This window comes from Enterobacter cloacae complex sp. EB5 (assembly GCF_031432835.1).
Lineage (GTDB): Bacteria > Pseudomonadota > Gammaproteobacteria > Enterobacterales > Enterobacteriaceae > Enterobacter > Enterobacter hormaechei_C.
Genome location: NZ_CP133860.1, coordinates 2,466,306 through 2,483,374, shown reverse-complemented (window position 1 = coordinate 2,483,374; position 17,069 = coordinate 2,466,306). Strand labels below are relative to the sequence as shown.

At 51.6% G+C, this 17,069-nt stretch carries 17 protein-coding genes, 2 tRNA genes and 4 rRNA genes; 7 read left to right on the top strand and 16 right to left on the bottom strand.

All coding sequences use genetic code 11. The features are described from left to right. The first annotated feature begins 8 nt into the window (after positions 1 to 8). The gene (locus RHN82_RS11875) at positions 9 to 230 is read left to right on the top strand and encodes a lipoprotein (protein WP_003860364.1); all 222 of its coding nucleotides are present in this window, start codon (positions 9 to 11) and stop codon (positions 228 to 230) included. Between the two features lie 340 nt (positions 231 to 570). Here the strand turns inward: RHN82_RS11875 and rrf (RHN82_RS11870) are convergent. From rrf (RHN82_RS11870) to RHN82_RS11845, 6 genes are all read right to left on the bottom strand, one after another. Further along, positions 571 to 686 (bottom strand): 5S ribosomal RNA (gene rrf, locus RHN82_RS11870). A gap of 43 nt (positions 687 to 729) precedes the next feature. Continuing rightward, positions 730 to 805, bottom strand: a tRNA-Thr gene (locus RHN82_RS11865). Positions 806 to 819: 14 nt separating this feature from the next. Continuing rightward, positions 820 to 935 (bottom strand): 5S ribosomal RNA (gene rrf, locus RHN82_RS11860). 68 nt (positions 936 to 1,003) lie between these two features. Next, positions 1,004 to 3,908 (bottom strand): 23S ribosomal RNA (locus RHN82_RS11855). A gap of 182 nt (positions 3,909 to 4,090) precedes the next feature. Next, a tRNA-Glu gene (locus RHN82_RS11850) sits at positions 4,091 to 4,166 on the bottom strand. 84 nt (positions 4,167 to 4,250) lie between these two features. After that, positions 4,251 to 5,792, bottom strand: a 16S ribosomal RNA gene (locus RHN82_RS11845). The 16S, 23S and 5S rRNA genes sit together here with 2 tRNA genes alongside, the layout of an rRNA operon. Positions 5,793 to 6,269: 477 nt before the next feature. On the opposite strand from RHN82_RS11845, the gene RHN82_RS11840 reads away from it, so the two are divergent. Then, positions 6,270 to 6,824 carry a gamma carbonic anhydrase family protein gene (locus tag RHN82_RS11840; RefSeq protein ID WP_003863357.1) on the top strand — a complete coding sequence of 185 codons (555 nt, stop codon included), beginning with the start codon at positions 6,270 to 6,272 and terminating at the stop codon, positions 6,822 to 6,824. Here RHN82_RS11840 and RHN82_RS11835 read toward each other — a convergent pair. The 6 genes from RHN82_RS11835 to dprA are packed head-to-tail and all read right to left on the bottom strand — an operon-like array spanning position 6,800 to position 10,583. Beyond that, positions 6,800 to 7,048 (bottom strand): DUF1488 domain-containing protein, encoded by a 249-nt coding sequence (locus RHN82_RS11835; protein WP_047052317.1) that lies wholly within the window; start codon positions 7,046 to 7,048, stop codon positions 6,800 to 6,802. The genes RHN82_RS11840 and RHN82_RS11835 overlap by 25 nt on opposite strands. Beyond that, positions 7,045 to 7,863, bottom strand: coding sequence for a shikimate dehydrogenase (gene aroE / locus RHN82_RS11830; RefSeq protein ID WP_047052316.1), 819 nt, complete (start codon positions 7,861 to 7,863; stop codon positions 7,045 to 7,047). Before aroE ends, RHN82_RS11835 begins: the two co-directional genes overlap by 4 nt. A gap of 4 nt (positions 7,864 to 7,867) precedes the next feature. Next, positions 7,868 to 8,440, bottom strand: a complete 573-nt coding sequence (gene tsaC / locus RHN82_RS11825; protein WP_047052314.1) for an L-threonylcarbamoyladenylate synthase type 1 TsaC — start codon at positions 8,438 to 8,440, stop codon at positions 7,868 to 7,870. After that, on the bottom strand, positions 8,433 to 8,987 hold the full coding sequence (locus RHN82_RS11820) for a type I DNA topoisomerase (RefSeq protein WP_047052313.1): 555 nt from the start codon (positions 8,985 to 8,987) through the stop codon (positions 8,433 to 8,435). The genes tsaC and RHN82_RS11820 overlap by 8 nt, the downstream gene beginning before the upstream one ends. 26 nt (positions 8,988 to 9,013) lie before the next feature. After that, positions 9,014 to 9,487 (bottom strand): DUF494 family protein Smg, encoded by a 474-nt coding sequence (gene smg / locus RHN82_RS11815; protein ID WP_000460665.1) that lies wholly within the window; start codon positions 9,485 to 9,487, stop codon positions 9,014 to 9,016. Beyond that, complete coding sequence (gene dprA / locus RHN82_RS11810) at positions 9,459 to 10,583, bottom strand: DNA-protecting protein DprA (protein WP_047052310.1); 1,125 nt, start codon at positions 10,581 to 10,583, stop codon at positions 9,459 to 9,461. The genes smg and dprA overlap by 29 nt, the downstream gene beginning before the upstream one ends. A gap of 127 nt (positions 10,584 to 10,710) precedes the next feature. Between dprA and def the strand changes: the two genes are divergently transcribed. The 5 genes from def (at position 10,711) to mscL (ending at position 15,490) form a co-directional block, all read left to right on the top strand. Continuing rightward, positions 10,711 to 11,220 (top strand): peptide deformylase, encoded by a 510-nt coding sequence (gene def, locus RHN82_RS11805; protein WP_006812188.1) that lies wholly within the window; start codon positions 10,711 to 10,713, stop codon positions 11,218 to 11,220. Positions 11,221 to 11,244: 24 nt separating this feature from the next. After that, positions 11,245 to 12,192 carry a methionyl-tRNA formyltransferase gene (gene fmt / locus RHN82_RS11800; protein WP_047052308.1) on the top strand — a complete coding sequence of 316 codons (948 nt, stop codon included), beginning with the start codon at positions 11,245 to 11,247 and terminating at the stop codon, positions 12,190 to 12,192. 52 nt (positions 12,193 to 12,244) lie between these two features. Beyond that, positions 12,245 to 13,531, top strand: a complete 1,287-nt coding sequence (gene rsmB / locus RHN82_RS11795; protein WP_047052307.1) for a 16S rRNA (cytosine(967)-C(5))-methyltransferase RsmB — start codon at positions 12,245 to 12,247, stop codon at positions 13,529 to 13,531. 22 nt (positions 13,532 to 13,553) lie between these two features. Continuing rightward, positions 13,554 to 14,930: a Trk system potassium transporter TrkA gene (trkA, locus tag RHN82_RS11790; RefSeq protein ID WP_003863337.1), complete on the top strand. Its 1,377-nt coding sequence runs from the start codon at positions 13,554 to 13,556 to the stop codon at positions 14,928 to 14,930. Between the two features lie 146 nt (positions 14,931 to 15,076). Further along, the gene (mscL, locus tag RHN82_RS11785; RefSeq protein ID WP_003863335.1) at positions 15,077 to 15,490 is read left to right on the top strand and encodes a large-conductance mechanosensitive channel protein MscL; all 414 of its coding nucleotides are present in this window, start codon (positions 15,077 to 15,079) and stop codon (positions 15,488 to 15,490) included. Here the strand turns inward: mscL and RHN82_RS11780 are convergent, their stop codons facing one another. From RHN82_RS11780 to rplQ, 4 genes are all read right to left on the bottom strand, one after another. Next, a complete protein-coding gene (locus RHN82_RS11780; RefSeq protein WP_017383729.1) occupies positions 15,491 to 15,706 on the bottom strand; it encodes an alternative ribosome-rescue factor A in 216 nt (71 codons plus the stop codon). Positions 15,707 to 15,763: 57 nt separating this feature from the next. Further along, positions 15,764 to 16,189 (bottom strand): Zn(2+)-responsive transcriptional regulator, encoded by a 426-nt coding sequence (zntR, locus tag RHN82_RS11775; protein WP_003863328.1) that lies wholly within the window; start codon positions 16,187 to 16,189, stop codon positions 15,764 to 15,766. 2 nt (positions 16,190 to 16,191) lie between these two features. Beyond that, complete coding sequence (locus RHN82_RS11770) at positions 16,192 to 16,560, bottom strand: DUF1992 domain-containing protein (RefSeq protein ID WP_047052304.1); 369 nt, start codon at positions 16,558 to 16,560, stop codon at positions 16,192 to 16,194. A gap of 107 nt (positions 16,561 to 16,667) precedes the next feature. Then, the gene (gene rplQ, locus RHN82_RS11765; RefSeq protein ID WP_001216368.1) at positions 16,668 to 17,051 is read right to left on the bottom strand and encodes a 50S ribosomal protein L17; all 384 of its coding nucleotides are present in this window, start codon (positions 17,049 to 17,051) and stop codon (positions 16,668 to 16,670) included. Positions 17,052 to 17,069 lie beyond the last annotated feature (18 nt).

Below are 17,069 nucleotides of genomic sequence, written 5' to 3'. Positions count from 1 at the left end.
GTAACATCATGAAAAGATTCCTTTCCGTTGCACTTCTCGCTGCGCTGCTGGCTGGTTGCGCGCACGACTCTCCATGTGTACCGGTATACGACGATCAGGGGCGACTGGTTCACACCAATACCTGTATGAAGGGCACTACCCAGGATAACTGGGAAACAGCAGGTGCGATTGCTGGTGGCGCCGCGGCAATCGCTGGCCTGACACTCGGTATTGTCGCCCTGACTAAATAAGGCTTCTAAAAGCGCGGTGATGGCCGCGCTTTTATTTTTACCTGATATAAGAAACGTATATTCCCCATCACGAATAGCATCAGATATTAATTAAATTCAATACGCTACCTTACTCCTCGCTATATCCCTTACCTGTACAGTATTTGGCATAACATTTAATTCATTTAACGCTACTGCGAGCCAGCAGGATGCATTTCACCACTTTAGTTTCAGTAGGGTAAAGCGCTACGTCCGTAAAGTATTAACGGCACCAGTGAAAACATCGAATGAGAGAATTGGTTTAGCTGGATAGATAACGCAAAAAGGCCATCCTTTCGGATGGCCTTTCTACTTGTTTGATGTCTGGCAGTTCCCTACTCTCACATGGGGAGACCCCACACTACCATCGGCGCTACGGCGTTTCACTTCTGAGTTCGGCATGGGGTCAGGTGGGACCACCGCGCTAAAGCCGCCAGACAAATTCTTTTACTTCTTGCCGAACTTTAACCTAAGTATAAAGTGGTGCTGATACCCAGAGTCGAACTGGGGACCTCACCCTTACCAAGGGTGCGCTCTACCAACTGAGCCATATCAGCACGCTAAATTTGATGCCTGGCAGTTCCCTACTCTCACATGGGGAGACCCCACACTACCATCGGCGCTACGGCGTTTCACTTCTGAGTTCGGCATGGGGTCAGGTGGGACCACCGCGCTAAAGCCGCCAGGCAAATTCTGTTATCTGTATCAGGCTGAAAATATCGTCTGTCTCTTCGCCAAAACACCTTCGGCGTTGTAAGGTTAAGCCTCACGGTTCATTAGTATCGGTTAGCTCAACGCATCGCTGCGCTTACACACCCGACCTATCAACGTCGTCGTCTTCAACGTTCCTTCAGGAGACTTAAAGTCTCAGGGAGAACTCATCTCGGGGCAAGTTTCGTGCTTAGATGCTTTCAGCACTTATCTCTTCCGCATTTAGCTACCGGGCAGTGCCATTGGCATGACAACCCGAACACCAGTGATGCGTCCACTCCGGTCCTCTCGTACTAGGAGCAGCCCCCCTCAATTCTCCAGCGCCCACGGCAGATAGGGACCGAACTGTCTCACGACGTTCTAAACCCAGCTCGCGTACCACTTTAAATGGCGAACAGCCATACCCTTGGGACCTACTTCAGCCCCAGGATGTGATGAGCCGACATCGAGGTGCCAAACACCGCCGTCGATATGAACTCTTGGGCGGTATCAGCCTGTTATCCCCGGAGTACCTTTTATCCGTTGAGCGATGGCCCTTCCATTCAGAACCACCGGATCACTATGACCTGCTTTCGCACCTGCTCGCGCCGTCACGCTCGCAGTCAAGCTGGCTTATGCCATTGCACTAACCTCCTGATGTCCGACCAGGATTAGCCAACCTTCGTGCTCCTCCGTTACTCTTTGGGAGGAGACCGCCCCAGTCAAACTACCCACCAGACACTGTCCGCAACCCGGATTACGGGTCTACGTTAGAACACCAGCCATTAAAGGGTGGTATTTCAAGGGCGGCTCCACGCAGACTGGCGTCCACGCTTCAAAGCCTCCCACCTATCCTACACATCAAGGACCAGTGTTCAGTGTCAAGCTATAGTAAAGGTTCACGGGGTCTTTCCGTCTTGCCGCGGGTACACTGCATCTTCACAGCGAGTTCAATTTCACTGAGTCTCGGGTGGAGACAGCCTGGCCATCATTACGCCATTCGTGCAGGTCGGAACTTACCCGACAAGGAATTTCGCTACCTTAGGACCGTTATAGTTACGGCCGCCGTTTACCGGGGCTTCGATCAAGAGCTTCGCCTTACAGCTAACCCCATCAATTAACCTTCCGGCACCGGGCAGGCGTCACACCGTATACGTCCACTTTCGTGTTTGCACAGTGCTGTGTTTTTAATAAACAGTTGCAGCCAGCTGGTATCTTCGACTGATTTCAGCTCCGTCCGCAGGGACTTCACCTACACATCAGCGTGCCTTCTCCCGAAGTTACGGCACCATTTTGCCTAGTTCCTTCACCCGAGTTCTCTCAAGCGCCTTGGTATTCTCTACCTGACCACCTGTGTCGGTTTGGGGTACGATTTCGTGTTACCTGATGCTTAGAGGCTTTTCCTGGAAGCAGGGCATTTATCACTTCAGCACCGTAGTGCCTCGTCATCACACCTCAGCGTTAATAAGGTACCGGATTTACCTGGAACCTCCGCCTACATGCTTAAACCGGGACAACCGTCGCCCGGCTGACATAGCCTTCTCCGTCCCCCCTTCGCAGTAACACCAAGTACAGGAATATTAACCTGTTTCCCATCGACTACGCCTTTCGGCCTCGCCTTAGGGGTCGACTCACCCTGCCCCGATTAACGTTGGACAGGAACCCTTGGTCTTCCGGCGAGCGGGCTTTTCACCCGCTTTATCGTTACTTATGTCAGCATTCGCACTTCTGATACCTCCAGCATGCCTCACAGCACACCTTCAACGGCTTACAGAACGCTCCCCTACCCAACAACACATAGTGTCGCTGCCGCAGCTTCGGTGCATGGTTTAGCCCCGTTACATCTTCCGCGCAGGCCGACTCGACCAGTGAGCTATTACGCTTTCTTTAAATGATGGCTGCTTCTAAGCCAACATCCTGGCTGTCTGTGCCTTCCCACATCGTTTCCCACTTAACCATGACTTTGGGACCTTAGCTGGCGGTCTGGGTTGTTTCCCTCTTCACGACGGACGTTAGCACCCGCCGTGTGTCTCCCGTGATAACATTCTTCGGTATTCGTAGTTTGCATCGGGTTGGTAAGCCGGGATGGCCCCCTAGCCGAAACAGTGCTCTACCCCCGAAGATGAGTTCACGAGGCGCTACCTAAATAGCTTTCGGGGAGAACCAGCTATCTCCCGGTTTGATTGGCCTTTCACCCCCAGCCACAGGTCATCCGCTAATTTTTCAACATTAGTCGGTTCGGTCCTCCAGTTAGTGTTACCCAACCTTCAACCTGCCCATGGCTAGATCACCGGGTTTCGGGTCTATACCCTGCAACTTAACGCCCAGTTAAGACTCGGTTTCCCTTCGGCTCCCCTATACGGTTAACCTTGCTACAGAATATAAGTCGCTGACCCATTATACAAAAGGTACGCAGTCACACCACGAAGGTGCTCCCACTGCTTGTACGTACACGGTTTCAGGTTCTTTTTCACTCCCCTCGCCGGGGTTCTTTTCGCCTTTCCCTCACGGTACTGGTTCACTATCGGTCAGTCAGGAGTATTTAGCCTTGGAGGATGGTCCCCCCATATTCAGACAGGATACCACGTGTCCCGCCCTACTCTTCGAGTTCACAGCAAGTGTGCTTTCGTGTACGGGACTATCACCCTGTACCGTCGGACTTTCCAGACCGTTCCACTAACACACAAGCTGATTCAGACTCCGGGCTGCTCCCCGTTCGCTCGCCGCTACTGGGGGAATCTCGGTTGATTTCTTTTCCTCGGGGTACTTAGATGTTTCAGTTCCCCCGGTTCGCCTCGTTAACCTATGTATTCAGTTAACGATAGTGTGACGAATCACACTGGGTTTCCCCATTCGGACATCGCCGGGTCAAGGGTTCATATCACCTCGCCGGCGCTTTTCGCAGATTAGCACGTCCTTCATCGCCTCTGACTGCCAGGGCATCCACCGTGTACGCTTAGTCGCTTAACCTCACAACCCGAAGATGTTTCACTTCTGGTTGCGAAAATTTGAGAGACTCGAACACACATGAGCTGTGTGTCGTTTCAATTTTCAGCTTGATCCAGATTTTTAAAGAGCAAATATCTCAAACATGACTCGTAAGTCAGTTTTGAGATATGACGGCAGGTGACTTTCACTCACGAACCAGCAAGTGGCGTCCCCTAGGGGATTCGAACCCCTGTTACCGCCGTGAAAGGGCGGTGTCCTGGGCCTCTAGACGAAGGGGACGTACAGTCTCAATCGCAAGACGCCTTGCTATTTACTTTTCATCAGACAATCTGTGTGAGCACTACAAAGGCAGGTTCTTTAAGGTAAGGAGGTGATCCAACCGCAGGTTCCCCTACGGTTACCTTGTTACGACTTCACCCCAGTCATGAATCACAAAGTGGTAAGCGCCCTCCCGAAGGTTAAGCTACCTACTTCTTTTGCAACCCACTCCCATGGTGTGACGGGCGGTGTGTACAAGGCCCGGGAACGTATTCACCGTGGCATTCTGATCCACGATTACTAGCGATTCCGACTTCATGGAGTCGAGTTGCAGACTCCAATCCGGACTACGACGCACTTTATGAGGTCCGCTTGCTCTCGCGAGGTCGCTTCTCTTTGTATGCGCCATTGTAGCACGTGTGTAGCCCTACTCGTAAGGGCCATGATGACTTGACGTCATCCCCACCTTCCTCCAGTTTATCACTGGCAGTCTCCTTTGAGTTCCCGGCCTAACCGCTGGCAACAAAGGATAAGGGTTGCGCTCGTTGCGGGACTTAACCCAACATTTCACAACACGAGCTGACGACAGCCATGCAGCACCTGTCTCAGAGTTCCCGAAGGCACCAAAGCATCTCTGCTAAGTTCTCTGGATGTCAAGAGTAGGTAAGGTTCTTCGCGTTGCATCGAATTAAACCACATGCTCCACCGCTTGTGCGGGCCCCCGTCAATTCATTTGAGTTTTAACCTTGCGGCCGTACTCCCCAGGCGGTCGACTTAACGCGTTAGCTCCGGAAGCCACGCCTCAAGGGCACAACCTCCAAGTCGACATCGTTTACGGCGTGGACTACCAGGGTATCTAATCCTGTTTGCTCCCCACGCTTTCGCACCTGAGCGTCAGTCTTTGTCCAGGGGGCCGCCTTCGCCACCGGTATTCCTCCAGATCTCTACGCATTTCACCGCTACACCTGGAATTCTACCCCCCTCTACAAGACTCTAGCCTGCCAGTTTCGAATGCAGTTCCCAGGTTGAGCCCGGGGATTTCACATCCGACTTGACAGACCGCCTGCGTGCGCTTTACGCCCAGTAATTCCGATTAACGCTTGCACCCTCCGTATTACCGCGGCTGCTGGCACGGAGTTAGCCGGTGCTTCTTCTGCGGGTAACGTCAATTGCTGAGGTTATTAACCTCAACACCTTCCTCCCCGCTGAAAGTACTTTACAACCCGAAGGCCTTCTTCATACACGCGGCATGGCTGCATCAGGCTTGCGCCCATTGTGCAATATTCCCCACTGCTGCCTCCCGTAGGAGTCTGGACCGTGTCTCAGTTCCAGTGTGGCTGGTCATCCTCTCAGACCAGCTAGGGATCGTCGCCTAGGTGAGCCGTTACCCCACCTACTAGCTAATCCCATCTGGGCACATCCGATGGCAAGAGGCCCGAAGGTCCCCCTCTTTGGTCTTGCGACGTTATGCGGTATTAGCTACCGTTTCCAGTAGTTATCCCCCTCCATCAGGCAGTTTCCCAGACATTACTCACCCGTCCGCCACTCGTCAGCAAAGCAGCAAGCTGCTTCCTGTTACCGTTCGACTTGCATGTGTTAGGCCTGCCGCCAGCGTTCAATCTGAGCCATGATCAAACTCTTCAATTTAAAAGTTTGATGCTCAATGAATTAAACTTCGTAATGAATTACGTGTTCACTCGTTGAGACTTGGTATTCATTTTTTGTCCGAGGACATTAAGAATCCATGTCACTTTGAGTGCCCACACAGATTGTCTGATAAATTGTTAAAGAGCAGTTGCGACGCGCTTCAGCGCTCTGTCGCGAGGTGGCGTATATTACGCTTTCCTCTTTCAGAGTCAACCCGTTATTTCAGGATTTTTTCTCTTCAACCGACCGGGTTGTCTGTGAAGTGATTCACATCCGCCGTGTCGATGGAGGCGCATTATAGGGATCCCAGTTTTTAGCACAAGTATTTTTTAGATCTTTTTTTCCAACTGATGATTTTCCGTGCTTTTCGCTGAAAACCCACCCGATCCGCTTAAAAATTGACGCATTTTGCCTTGCCTCGATCCAGGAATACGATCAAAGTCTTCTTTAATAGCGCTCATCTGTATCGAGGTAGATATGTTTGCAGTATTACGTCCTTATAAAGATCTGTTCCCCCAAAAAGGCGATCGCGTGATGATCGATGCCAGCAGCGTGGTCATTGGTGATGTTCGCATGGCCGATGATGTCAGCATCTGGCCACTCGTCGCGATCCGGGGCGATGTTAACTACGTTGCAATCGGTGCACGCACCAATATTCAGGACGGCAGCGTGCTGCATGTAACTCATAAGTCATCTTATAACCCTGAGGGCAATCCGCTCATCATTGGAGAAGATGTTACGGTCGGTCATAAAGTGATGCTCCACGGCTGCACAATCGGTAACAGGGTTCTCGTTGGGATGGGATCGATTTTACTGGATGGCGTCATAGTAGAAGATGACGTAATGATTGGCGCAGGAAGCCTAGTTCCGCAAAACAAACGCCTGGAAAGTGGCTATCTCTATTTAGGCAGTCCGGTTAAACAGATCCGCCCCCTAAAAGAAGCGGAGATCGAAGGATTGAAATACTCAGCGAACAATTACGTTAAATGGAAGAATGACTATCTGGATCAGGATAACCAGACCCAGCCCTGATCGTCTTCCTGCTGATCGCGGATCAAATCGCTGGCTTCCTCTTCCAGATCCCAGCGATTTTCGCAAAAGACCGCTAACGGATCTGAACCACCAAAGCGCTGATGCAACGTCTCCCCTTTAATCGCACAGGTGAGCTGCATTCCCTGCACCAGCACCGGGAAACAAACCGCTTGCTTATTTTCATCCCAGATTTCTCTGTCGGGAAAATGAATCGCCTGATTCACGCCATCAGTTCCTGTTTCAGCTTTTCGATCACCGGTTCTACAGCAGGTAACACGCCATGCCAGAGTAGCACCGCATGAGCCGCCTGCCCCACCAGCATGCCCAGACCATCAGCCATATGTTTTGCCCCCTGTTGTTCGCACCAGGTAAGAAATGGCGTTTTCCCTTTTTGATAAAACATGTCATAGGCGTAGATGTGGGAGTGAACCAGGGATGCAGGAATCGCCGGGATCTCTCCATTAATACCGCTTGAGGTGGCATTAATCACAAGATCAAATTCGTGACCCGCGAGATCGTCAAGTGCTACCGCAGTTACGCTGCCTGTGTGTGCGAACAACGCCGCCAGCTCTTCTGCTCTGGAGAAAGTACGGTTGGTGATTGTCACCGCACAATCCAGCGAAAGAAGAGGAAGCAATACGCCGCGCGACGCGCCACCCGCGCCGATCAGCAGGATCCGAAATCCTGGTTTAATAAACGACAGTCGCTCCAGATCGCTGAGTAAACCTATGCCATCGGTGTTATCGCCAAGAAGGCGACCATCTTCAAGCCGCTTAAGGGTATTGACGGCACCAGCGAGCGAGGCACGCTCGGTCAGTTCATCCGCGCGCCCGAAAGCCTCTTCTTTAAAAGGCACCGTGACGTTCGCACCTTTACCACCCGCATCAAAAAAGCTATTCAGCGTCGGTATAAATGCATCAACAGGCGCAAGAACCCGACCATACGGGTGATCTATATGCAATTGCTCTGCAAACAGCTGATGGATCAGAGGCGACTTGCTGTGCGCGATCGGGTTACCAAAAACAGCATAGGTTTCCATCACATTATCCCTGGCGAAAACGTTCGCCGGTCAAGGCATCGCGAATTTCTGACGGGTTAAGACGGCCACCGGTTTCACCGACGGCTACCGGGAAATCACTCCCGAACTGCGCCAGAACTTCTTCAGTTGTCCGACAAGGGGGAAGCCCGGTCAGGTTGGCGCTGGTTGAAACCAGAGGTTTACCAAATGCCTGGCATAACTCCACCACCAGCGGATGGTCGGTAACGCGTACCGCGAGTGAATCGAAACGCCCGGTTAACCAACGCGGCGTTGTCGGTTGTGCAGGGAAAACAAACGTCACGGGACCAGGCCACGCAGAGAAAATGGTTTCCCGCTGTGCAGGCGTCAGCATGGAATCATCAATATAAGGCTTAAGCTGCTCGTAGTTCGCAGCGATTAAAATCAATCCTTTTTCGACAGGCCGCTGTTTTAGCGCCAGCAGACGATTAACGGCGACTTCGCTGTCAGGATCGCACCCGACCCCGAAAACGGCTTCTGTTGGATAGGCGATGACTTCTTCTTTTTTCAGGATGTCCACCGCCTGCGCGATGGAGCCTGATGGCAGGTTATTATTCACTGATTTGATCCGCCGAAACCGGCTTTCCACATTGTTTACTGGCGCAAAAGCGTTTCAGGCCTTGCGCGGTTTTCTTTTCTATAAGTAACGGATAATCGCAATAAGGGCAGACGCCCGCTACTGGTTTGAAATTGATAACGAACTGGCATTCAGGATAGCGATCGCACGAATGGAAGGTCTTGCCATAACGAGAGCGGCGCTGCACCAATTGACCACGCTGGCACTGAGGACAGGCAATTGCCGTTTCATCTGGTTTATCAATTTGTTCCGTATGTTCACATTCCGGGTAGCGGCTGCATCCGATAAACATCCCGAACCGCCCCTGCCGCAGCGCCAGTTCACCACCGCAGAGCGGACAAAGCTGGCCCTCCAGAATTTTGACGATATGTCCATCCGCCTGGCTTTTCAGGGGACGGACATAATCACATTCCGGATAGTGTGAACAGCCGAGAAACGGACCGTGTTTCCCGGACCGAATAACAAGTTCAGCCCCACACTGTGGGCAGGGCTCGTTTTTATGCACCGTGAAGAGTGCTGATTTGGCCATAACAACTCTTTTTGCTGCACATAGAATTAATGCAGCATACCTTCATTCACTTCAAAGAGTAATTCTTCCATTTGCTGATAGGCATTTTCACAGCCTGGAATGTTGAACAGAACCATCAGGATCACCCATTTCAGATCTTCCAGTTCAAACTCAGCAGTATCCAGCGCCATGACGCGCTCTATCACCATCTCTCTCGTTTCGAGGTTTAGCACCTGAATCTGCTCGAGGAATAAAATGAATCCCCGGCAGCTGGCATCCAGCCTTTCACACTCTTCAGCTGTATAGATGCGCACAGACAATGGGTCAGAAGCAAGCTGCATCGGTTCGGCGAGGCCGTCCTGATAATCAGCTAACTTATCCAGCCACATCAACGCATTATAAATATCTTCCCGCTCAAAACCTGCGTCGGTCAGATCCCGTGTTAATTTGTCCTGATCCACCTGCATTTCTGCTTCGTTGTGGATGTAAGTCTCAAACAAATACATCAGTACGTCGAACATGGCATGCCCTCCTTAATCGGACATAGCCGCCGGGTACAGCTGCGATCCACCCTGCTAACTCCAGTTCGAGTAGCTGTGCTACCGTTACTGGCACAGGTTGGCCGGCACGTTCAGCGACAACGTCAACAGGTGTTACCTCATCTCCTACGTTAGCCAGGAGCTTGGGAAATGGCAATGCTACTGCCTCCTGATCCGATGAAATATGTCGCTTTTGGAGATCATCCTGCAACCAATGCAATCCATACTGCAAATTTTCCAGGATATCCTCTTTACAGGTCACCAGCGTCGCTCCCTGTTTTATCAGCCAGTGAGGGCCTTCGCAGCCAGGGTTCCCCAACGGGCCAGGTAGTGCAAAAACTTCACGCCCCTGCTCCAGTGCGCATCGTGCGGTAACCAGCGATCCACTCCGAATCGCAGCTTCGACCACCAGCACGCCCTGGCTCAACCCGCTGATGATCCGGTTACGCCGGGGAAAGTTACCCGGTCTGGGCGATGTCGAAAGTGAAAACTCAGACACTATCGCCCCCTCTGAAGCGATAAGTTGCTCAGCCAGAATGTGATGACGACGCGGGTAGAGACTAAAAAGACCATTGCCAAGCACGGCGACACTTCGCCCTTTTGCTGACAACGCCGCATGATGTGCCACACCGTCGATGCCGCAAGCCAGGCCACTGGTGATCGTAAAGCCACATTGGGACAGCTGTTCACTGAGCATTTTCCCCCAACGCTCGCCATACCACGAGGGCGCACGGCTGCCCACAACCGCAAGCTGCATGCTGTTAAGCACGTCGACGCGGCCTCGCACAAAGAGCGCCCCGGGAAAATCAGATATAGAACGCAACAATGGCGGGAAGCGAGGATCATCCGCCGTGAGAAGGTGGTTGTCGGCGTGTTCCAGCCATTCCAGACTACGTTCAAGCTCACTCTCGCTGAACGAAAAAAACTTTACGGCATGTTTGGGCGAAAGCCCTGACGCGTTGACAGCTTCAGCATCGACGGTTGCCTGGCGAAGCAGCCTCTGCGCAATCTCCAGCATCGCGTCACCGTATAAGGACCCGATGTTTATAAGCCGTAACCATATCTCTGTGGACGTCATCCTTTTCCCTGCCATAAGCAGCCTCAGCAATCTTTGCGATTGGTCACTGATGCTGTCAATCGACCGGGGATTTGTCTAGAATAGAAGTAATATTCTTATCAACTCCTGAACACGACTCTGGAAATTTATGGCAGTTTTGCAAGTGTTACATATTCCTGACGAGCGCCTTCGCATCGTCGCGGAACCGGTTAAAGAAGTGAATGCAGAAATTCAGCGTATCGTCGATGATATGTTCGATACCATGTACGCTGAAGAAGGCATTGGCCTTGCCGCGACCCAGGTAGACATTCACAAGCGTATTATCGTGATCGACGTTTCTGAAAATCGCGATGAGCGCCTGGTGCTGATCAACCCAGAACTGCTTGAAAAAAGCGGCGAAACAGGTATTGAGGAAGGCTGTCTGTCTATCCCTGAACAGCGCGCTTTGGTGCCACGTGCCGAAAAAGTTAAAATCCGCGCACTGGATCGTGACGGCAATCCGTTTGAACTGGAAGCCGACGATCTGCTGGCGATTTGCATTCAGCATGAGATGGATCACCTGGTCGGTAAACTGTTTATCGATTACCTCTCACCACTGAAGCAACAGCGTATTCGTCAGAAAGTAGAGAAACTGGATCGTTTGCGTTCTCGCGCATAACGCCCCCCGGATACAAGGAATAACGTGTCTACATCACTACGTATAATCTTCGCGGGTACTCCTGATTTTGCAGCGCGTCATCTCGACGCGCTGCTATCGTCTGGTCATCAGATTGTTGGCGTATTTACTCAGCCGGACCGTCCGGCTGGCCGCGGTAAAAAACTGATGCCAGGCCCGGTTAAAGTGCTGGCAGAAACGCATGGTTTACCGGTATTCCAGCCAGCGTCATTACGACCCGAGGAAAACCAGCAGTTAGTGGCAGATCTGAACGCTGACGTGATGGTAGTTGTGGCTTACGGCCTCATTCTGCCAAAAGCGGTACTCGATATGCCCCGCCTGGGCTGTGTTAACGTTCATGGTTCTTTGCTCCCACGCTGGCGCGGTGCAGCCCCTATTCAGCGCGCTCTGTGGGCAGGCGATGCTGAAACTGGCGTGACAATCATGAAGATGGACGTAGGTTTAGACACGGGCGACATGCTGTATAAACTGGCGTGTCCCATTACCGCAGAAGATACCAGCGCCACGCTGTATGACAAGCTGGCGGATCTCGGTCCGCAGGGGCTGATTGAGACGTTGCAACAGCTTGCTGACAATACAGCGACACCTGAAGAGCAGGATGAGGCGCAGGTGACCTATGCTGAAAAACTGAGTAAAGAAGAAGCCCGGATCGACTGGTCCCTGTCAGCAGCTCAACTCGAACGCTGCATCCGCGCCTTTAATCCGTGGCCGATGAGCTGGTTGATGATTGATGAGCAGCCAGTGAAAGTCTGGAAAGCTTCAGTTATTAACGGCAATACATCGGCAGAGCCCGGTACGATTATCGACGCCAGCAAAAACGGTATCCAGGTTGCGACCGGAGAAGGGATCCTGAATCTTGAATCGCTGCAACCGGCTGGTAAAAAGGCAATGAGCGCGCAGGATCTATTAAATTCCCGTCGTGAATGGTTCATCCCTGGCAATCGCCTTGCCTGAACAAATTTACTCTTAAGGCCCGGAGTTTCCGGGCATTTTTATTTTTACGGTTATGAAAAGACAAAATCTACGCACTATGGCGGCTCAGGCCGTTGAGCAGGTTATTGAGCAGGGCCAGTCACTGAGTAATGTCCTGCCTGCACTGCAACAAAAGGTTTCCGATAAAGACAAAGCCCTGCTTCAGGAGCTGTGCTTTGGCGTGCTGCGCACCCTCTCTCAGCTTGAGTGGTTAATTAATAAGCTGGTGTCACGCCCGATGAGCGGCAAGCAGCGTACCGTGCATTATTTGATCATGGTCGGTTTCTACCAGCTTCTTCATACCCGCATTCCACCTCATGCTGCGCTGGCTGAGACAGTGGAGGGTGCCGTTGCGATTAAACGTCCCCAGCTGAAAGGATTGATTAACGGCGTGCTGCGTCAGTTCCAGCGTCAGCAGGACGAACTGCTGGCAGAATTTGCGCAAAGCGAAGCGCGCTTCCTGCATCCTGAATGGCTGCTGAATCGCCTTAAAAAAGCCTACCCACAGCAATGGCAAGACATTGCTGATGCCAATAACCAACGTCCGCCGATGTGGTTACGCGTCAATCGTAACCATCATACCCGCGACGCATGGCTGGCCCTGCTGGAAGAGGCCGGAATGAGCGGCTTCACACACGCTGCTTATCCTGATGCGGTTCGTTTAGCCTCCCCTGCACCGGTACATGCATTACCCGGTTTTGAAGAGGGCTGGGTAACGGTACAGGACGCATCCGCTCAGGGCTGCATGACCTGGCTTGAACCGAAAGACGGAGAGCAGATCCTTGATCTCTGTGCAGCGCCAGGGGGGAAAACAACGCACATTCTGGAAGTGGCGCCGCAGGCCAGCGTGATGGCCGTGGATGTTGATGAGCAGCGTCTTTCACGCGTCTATGACAACCTCAAGCGTCTGGGTATGAAAGCACAGGTTAAGCAAGGCGATGGACGTCAACCCGCAGACTGGTGTGGTGATACCCGGTTCGATCGTATTTTGCTGGACGCCCCCTGCTCTGCAACCGGCGTGATTCGTCGTCATCCCGATATCAAATGGCTGCGTCGCGATCGTGATATCAAGGAGCTTGCCCAGTTGCAATCCGAAATTCTGGATGCCATCTGGCCGCATCTCAAACCCGGCGGAACCCTGGTATATGCAACCTGCTCTGTTCTTCCGGAAGAGAACAGTCAGCAAATTGCGGCTTTCCTGAAACGCACCCCGGACGCGACGCTGCATGATACGGGGACGCCTGAGCACCCAGGTCTGCAAAACCTGCCGGGCGCAGAAGAGGGTGATGGCTTCTTTTACGCTAAGCTAATCAAAGAGTGATGTTGAGAACAGGTCACGAAAGATGAAAATTATCATTCTGGGCGCAGGGCAAGTTGGCGGAACGCTGGCGGAAAATCTCGTGGGCGAAAACAACGATATCACCATTGTGGATACCAATGGCGATCGCCTGCGCGTTTTGCAGGACAAGTTTGATCTTCGTGTTGTACAGGGGCACGGCTCGCATCCACGCGTGCTTCGGGAGGCGGGCGCGGACGATGCCGACATGCTGGTTGCAGTAACCAGTTCTGATGAAACCAACATGGTTGCATGTCAGGTGGCCTACTCGCTTTTCAACACACCGAACCGCATCGCCCGTATTCGCTCCCCGGACTATGTCCGGGATGCGGAAAAGCTGTTTAATTCCGAAGCAGTACCTATCGACCATCTTATTGCGCCTGAACAGCTGGTTATCGACAGTATTTATCGTCTGATTGAGTACCCGGGTGCGTTGCAGGTTGTGAACTTTGCTGAAGGAAAAGTAAGCCTGGCGGTTGTGAAGGCTTATTACGGCGGCCCGCTGATTGGTAATGCCCTGTCGACAATGCGCGAGCATATGCCACATATCGATACGCGTGTTGCGGCGATTTTCCGTCACGACAGACCTATTCGTCCGCAAGGTTCCACTATTGTCGAAGCCGGGGATGAAGTCTTCTTTATTGCGGCTTCTCAGCATATCCGTGCGGTGATGAGTGAACTTCAGCGTCTCGAAAAACCGTATAAACGTATTATGCTGGTTGGCGGCGGTAATATTGGCGCAGGTCTGGCGAGACGGCTGGAAAAAGACTACAGCGTGAAGCTGATCGAACGAGATCAACAGCGCGCGTCGGAGCTGGCTGAAAAGCTTCAGAATACTATCGTGTTTTATGGCGATGCTTCGGATCAGGAATTGCTGGCCGAAGAGCATATCGATCAGGTTGATCTTTTTATTGCCGTCACCAACGACGACGAAGCGAATATTATGTCCGCCATGCTCGCTAAACGTATGGGGGCGAAAAAAGTAATGGTGCTTATCCAGCGTAAGGCTTATGTCGACCTGGTGCAGGGTAGCGTAATTGATATTGCTATTTCACCCCAGCAAGCCACCATCTCTGCCCTGCTAAGCCATGTGCGTAAAGCGGATATTGTCGGCGTGTCGTCTCTTCGTCGTGGTGTTGCTGAAGCCATTGAAGCCGTCGCTCACGGGGATGAAACGACGTCGCGCGTTGTTGGTCGTGCGATAGATGAAATTAAACTTCCACCAGGCACCATTATCGGCGCCGTAGTGCGAGGTAACGATGTGATGATCGCCAATGATAATTTACGTATCGAGCAGGGTGACCACGTTATTATGTTCCTGACCGATAAAAAATTTATTACCGACGTCGAGCGTTTATTCCAGCCAAGCCCGTTCTTCCTGTAATGATTTGGGTGCTCAGACAAGAGCACCCAAATATTAACCTTCTAATTTTCATGCCTTTTATTTTTCATAACGATTATTTATCCCCAATGGCAATTAGCTAATCATTTGTTAAACTTATAGGCGTCAGCTGGCACAAGGAGAACATAATGAGTTTTATTAAAGAGTTTCGCGAATTTGCGATGCGCGGGAATGTGGTGGATTTGGCTGTGGGTGTCATTATTGGTGCGGCGTTCGGTAAGATCGTTTCATCATTAGTCGCCGACATTATTATGCCGCCGTTAGGACTGTTGATTGGAGGCATTGATTTCAAACAATTCGCCTTCACCCTACGGGAAGCTCAGGGCGATATCCCTGCGGTTGTAATGCACTATGGCGTATTCATTCAGAACGTATTTGATTTCGTGATCGTGGCATTTGCCATTTTCATGGCGATCAAACTTATCAACAGACTTAACCGTAAAAAAGAAGAACCGGCTGCTGCCCCGCCAGCACCCACTAAAGAAGAAGTCTTACTGACTGAAATTCGCGATCTGTTAAAAGAGCAGAATAACCGCGTTTAATCAGGCGACAGAAACAGAAAGGCCAGTGGTAAAAAAGCGATTAGCTTGCTTGCCACTGGCCTCCCAGTTACCCCGTTGTGCATGTTTACCTTTACGTAAATAACTCCCTTTTCCTTTCTTGTTCTTCTCAACACGCTGTCTGAAAAGCGGGTCGTGAAGCAATGCCTCAATGGCGTTATCCTTAATTTGTCCCTTAGTATGCTGATAGCGGCTCATCATTTCTCCTGAGCATAGTTAATGTCGGCGGGAGTCTAGTCCCTGGCTGATAAAAAATCAACAACCCTGAGTTTCACTACTGGCACCCTGTTCAAGTGCTTCCAGTATTGAGCAATAAACACTGCTGTGAGCAGTACCACAGCACGCGTCATTTAACCTTTGCAGAGATCGCTGCATGGCTTGCAGCTCCTGAATGCGTCCTTCAACTTCATCCAGCCGAGCCTGAACGATGCTTTTAGATTCCTGACACGTGTGATGTTCAGGATCGATACGGATCGACAGCAGTTCACGGATCGACTCCAGCGTGAAGCCGAGTTGCCGTGCATAGCGGATAAAACGAAGGCGTTGCAGGTCGTTATCCGTATAAAGGCGAAATCCACCTTCCGTTCTGACCTCATGATCGATCATCTGCTGTTTTTCGTAGTAGCGGATAGTATCCGGCGTTACGTTAGCAAGCTTCGCAAGTTCACCTATGCGGTACATGGCTACTCCTCGTTTATTTTTTTCATTAACCTTTCACTGTACTCACCATGTAAAAAGTCAGTATTCATTCCCGTCTGGCGCAGTTTTAGCTCGATGAGCGCCAACCGACGACTGATTTCGGAGTACCGTGGGTCATTCTTATGAATACCTTTAAGCAGATCGGCAAGCTCGACGGCTTCATTGCGTTGCTGAAGTTCAGGCGGTAAACAACCTGCGTTTTTCAGTAAGCGATAACCGGCCCGTAATTCAGGGGGAATATGTGAATCATCGTCCAGAATCAGCGGCTCACCGCTACCGGGAAGATTTTCAAACTCGCCTTTGTTTTGGGCATCGCAAATATGGCGTTCAGCCCACTGATCGAGCAACCACATAATGAACTCCAGGGGATGAGCAGAAAAGATACAGACATTGTAGATAAGTGGAGATTCTGCGGATATAAAAAAACCCGCCGAGGCGGGTTTTTTTACGTTACTACAGATTACTCTGCAGCAGCTTCTGCTTTCTCTGAACGATCAACCAGCTCGATGTAAGCCATCGGCGCGTTGTCGCCTGCACGGAAGCCACACTTCAGAATGCGAGTGTAACCACCGGCACGGCTCGCGAAACGCGGGCCCAGTTCGTTAAACAGTTTTGCCACGATCTCGTTATCACGAGTACGGGCGAATGCCAGACGACGATTAGCAACGCTGTCAGTCTTGGCAAGAGTAATCAGCGGCTCAACTACGCGACGCAGCTCTTTCGCTTTAGGCAGGGTCGTCTTGATGATTTCATGACGAACCAGTGAACCTGCCATGTTGCGGAACATAGCCTGGCGATGGCTGCTGTTGCGGTTCAGTTGACGACCACTCTTACGATGGCGCATGACCTTATCCTTCTCAGT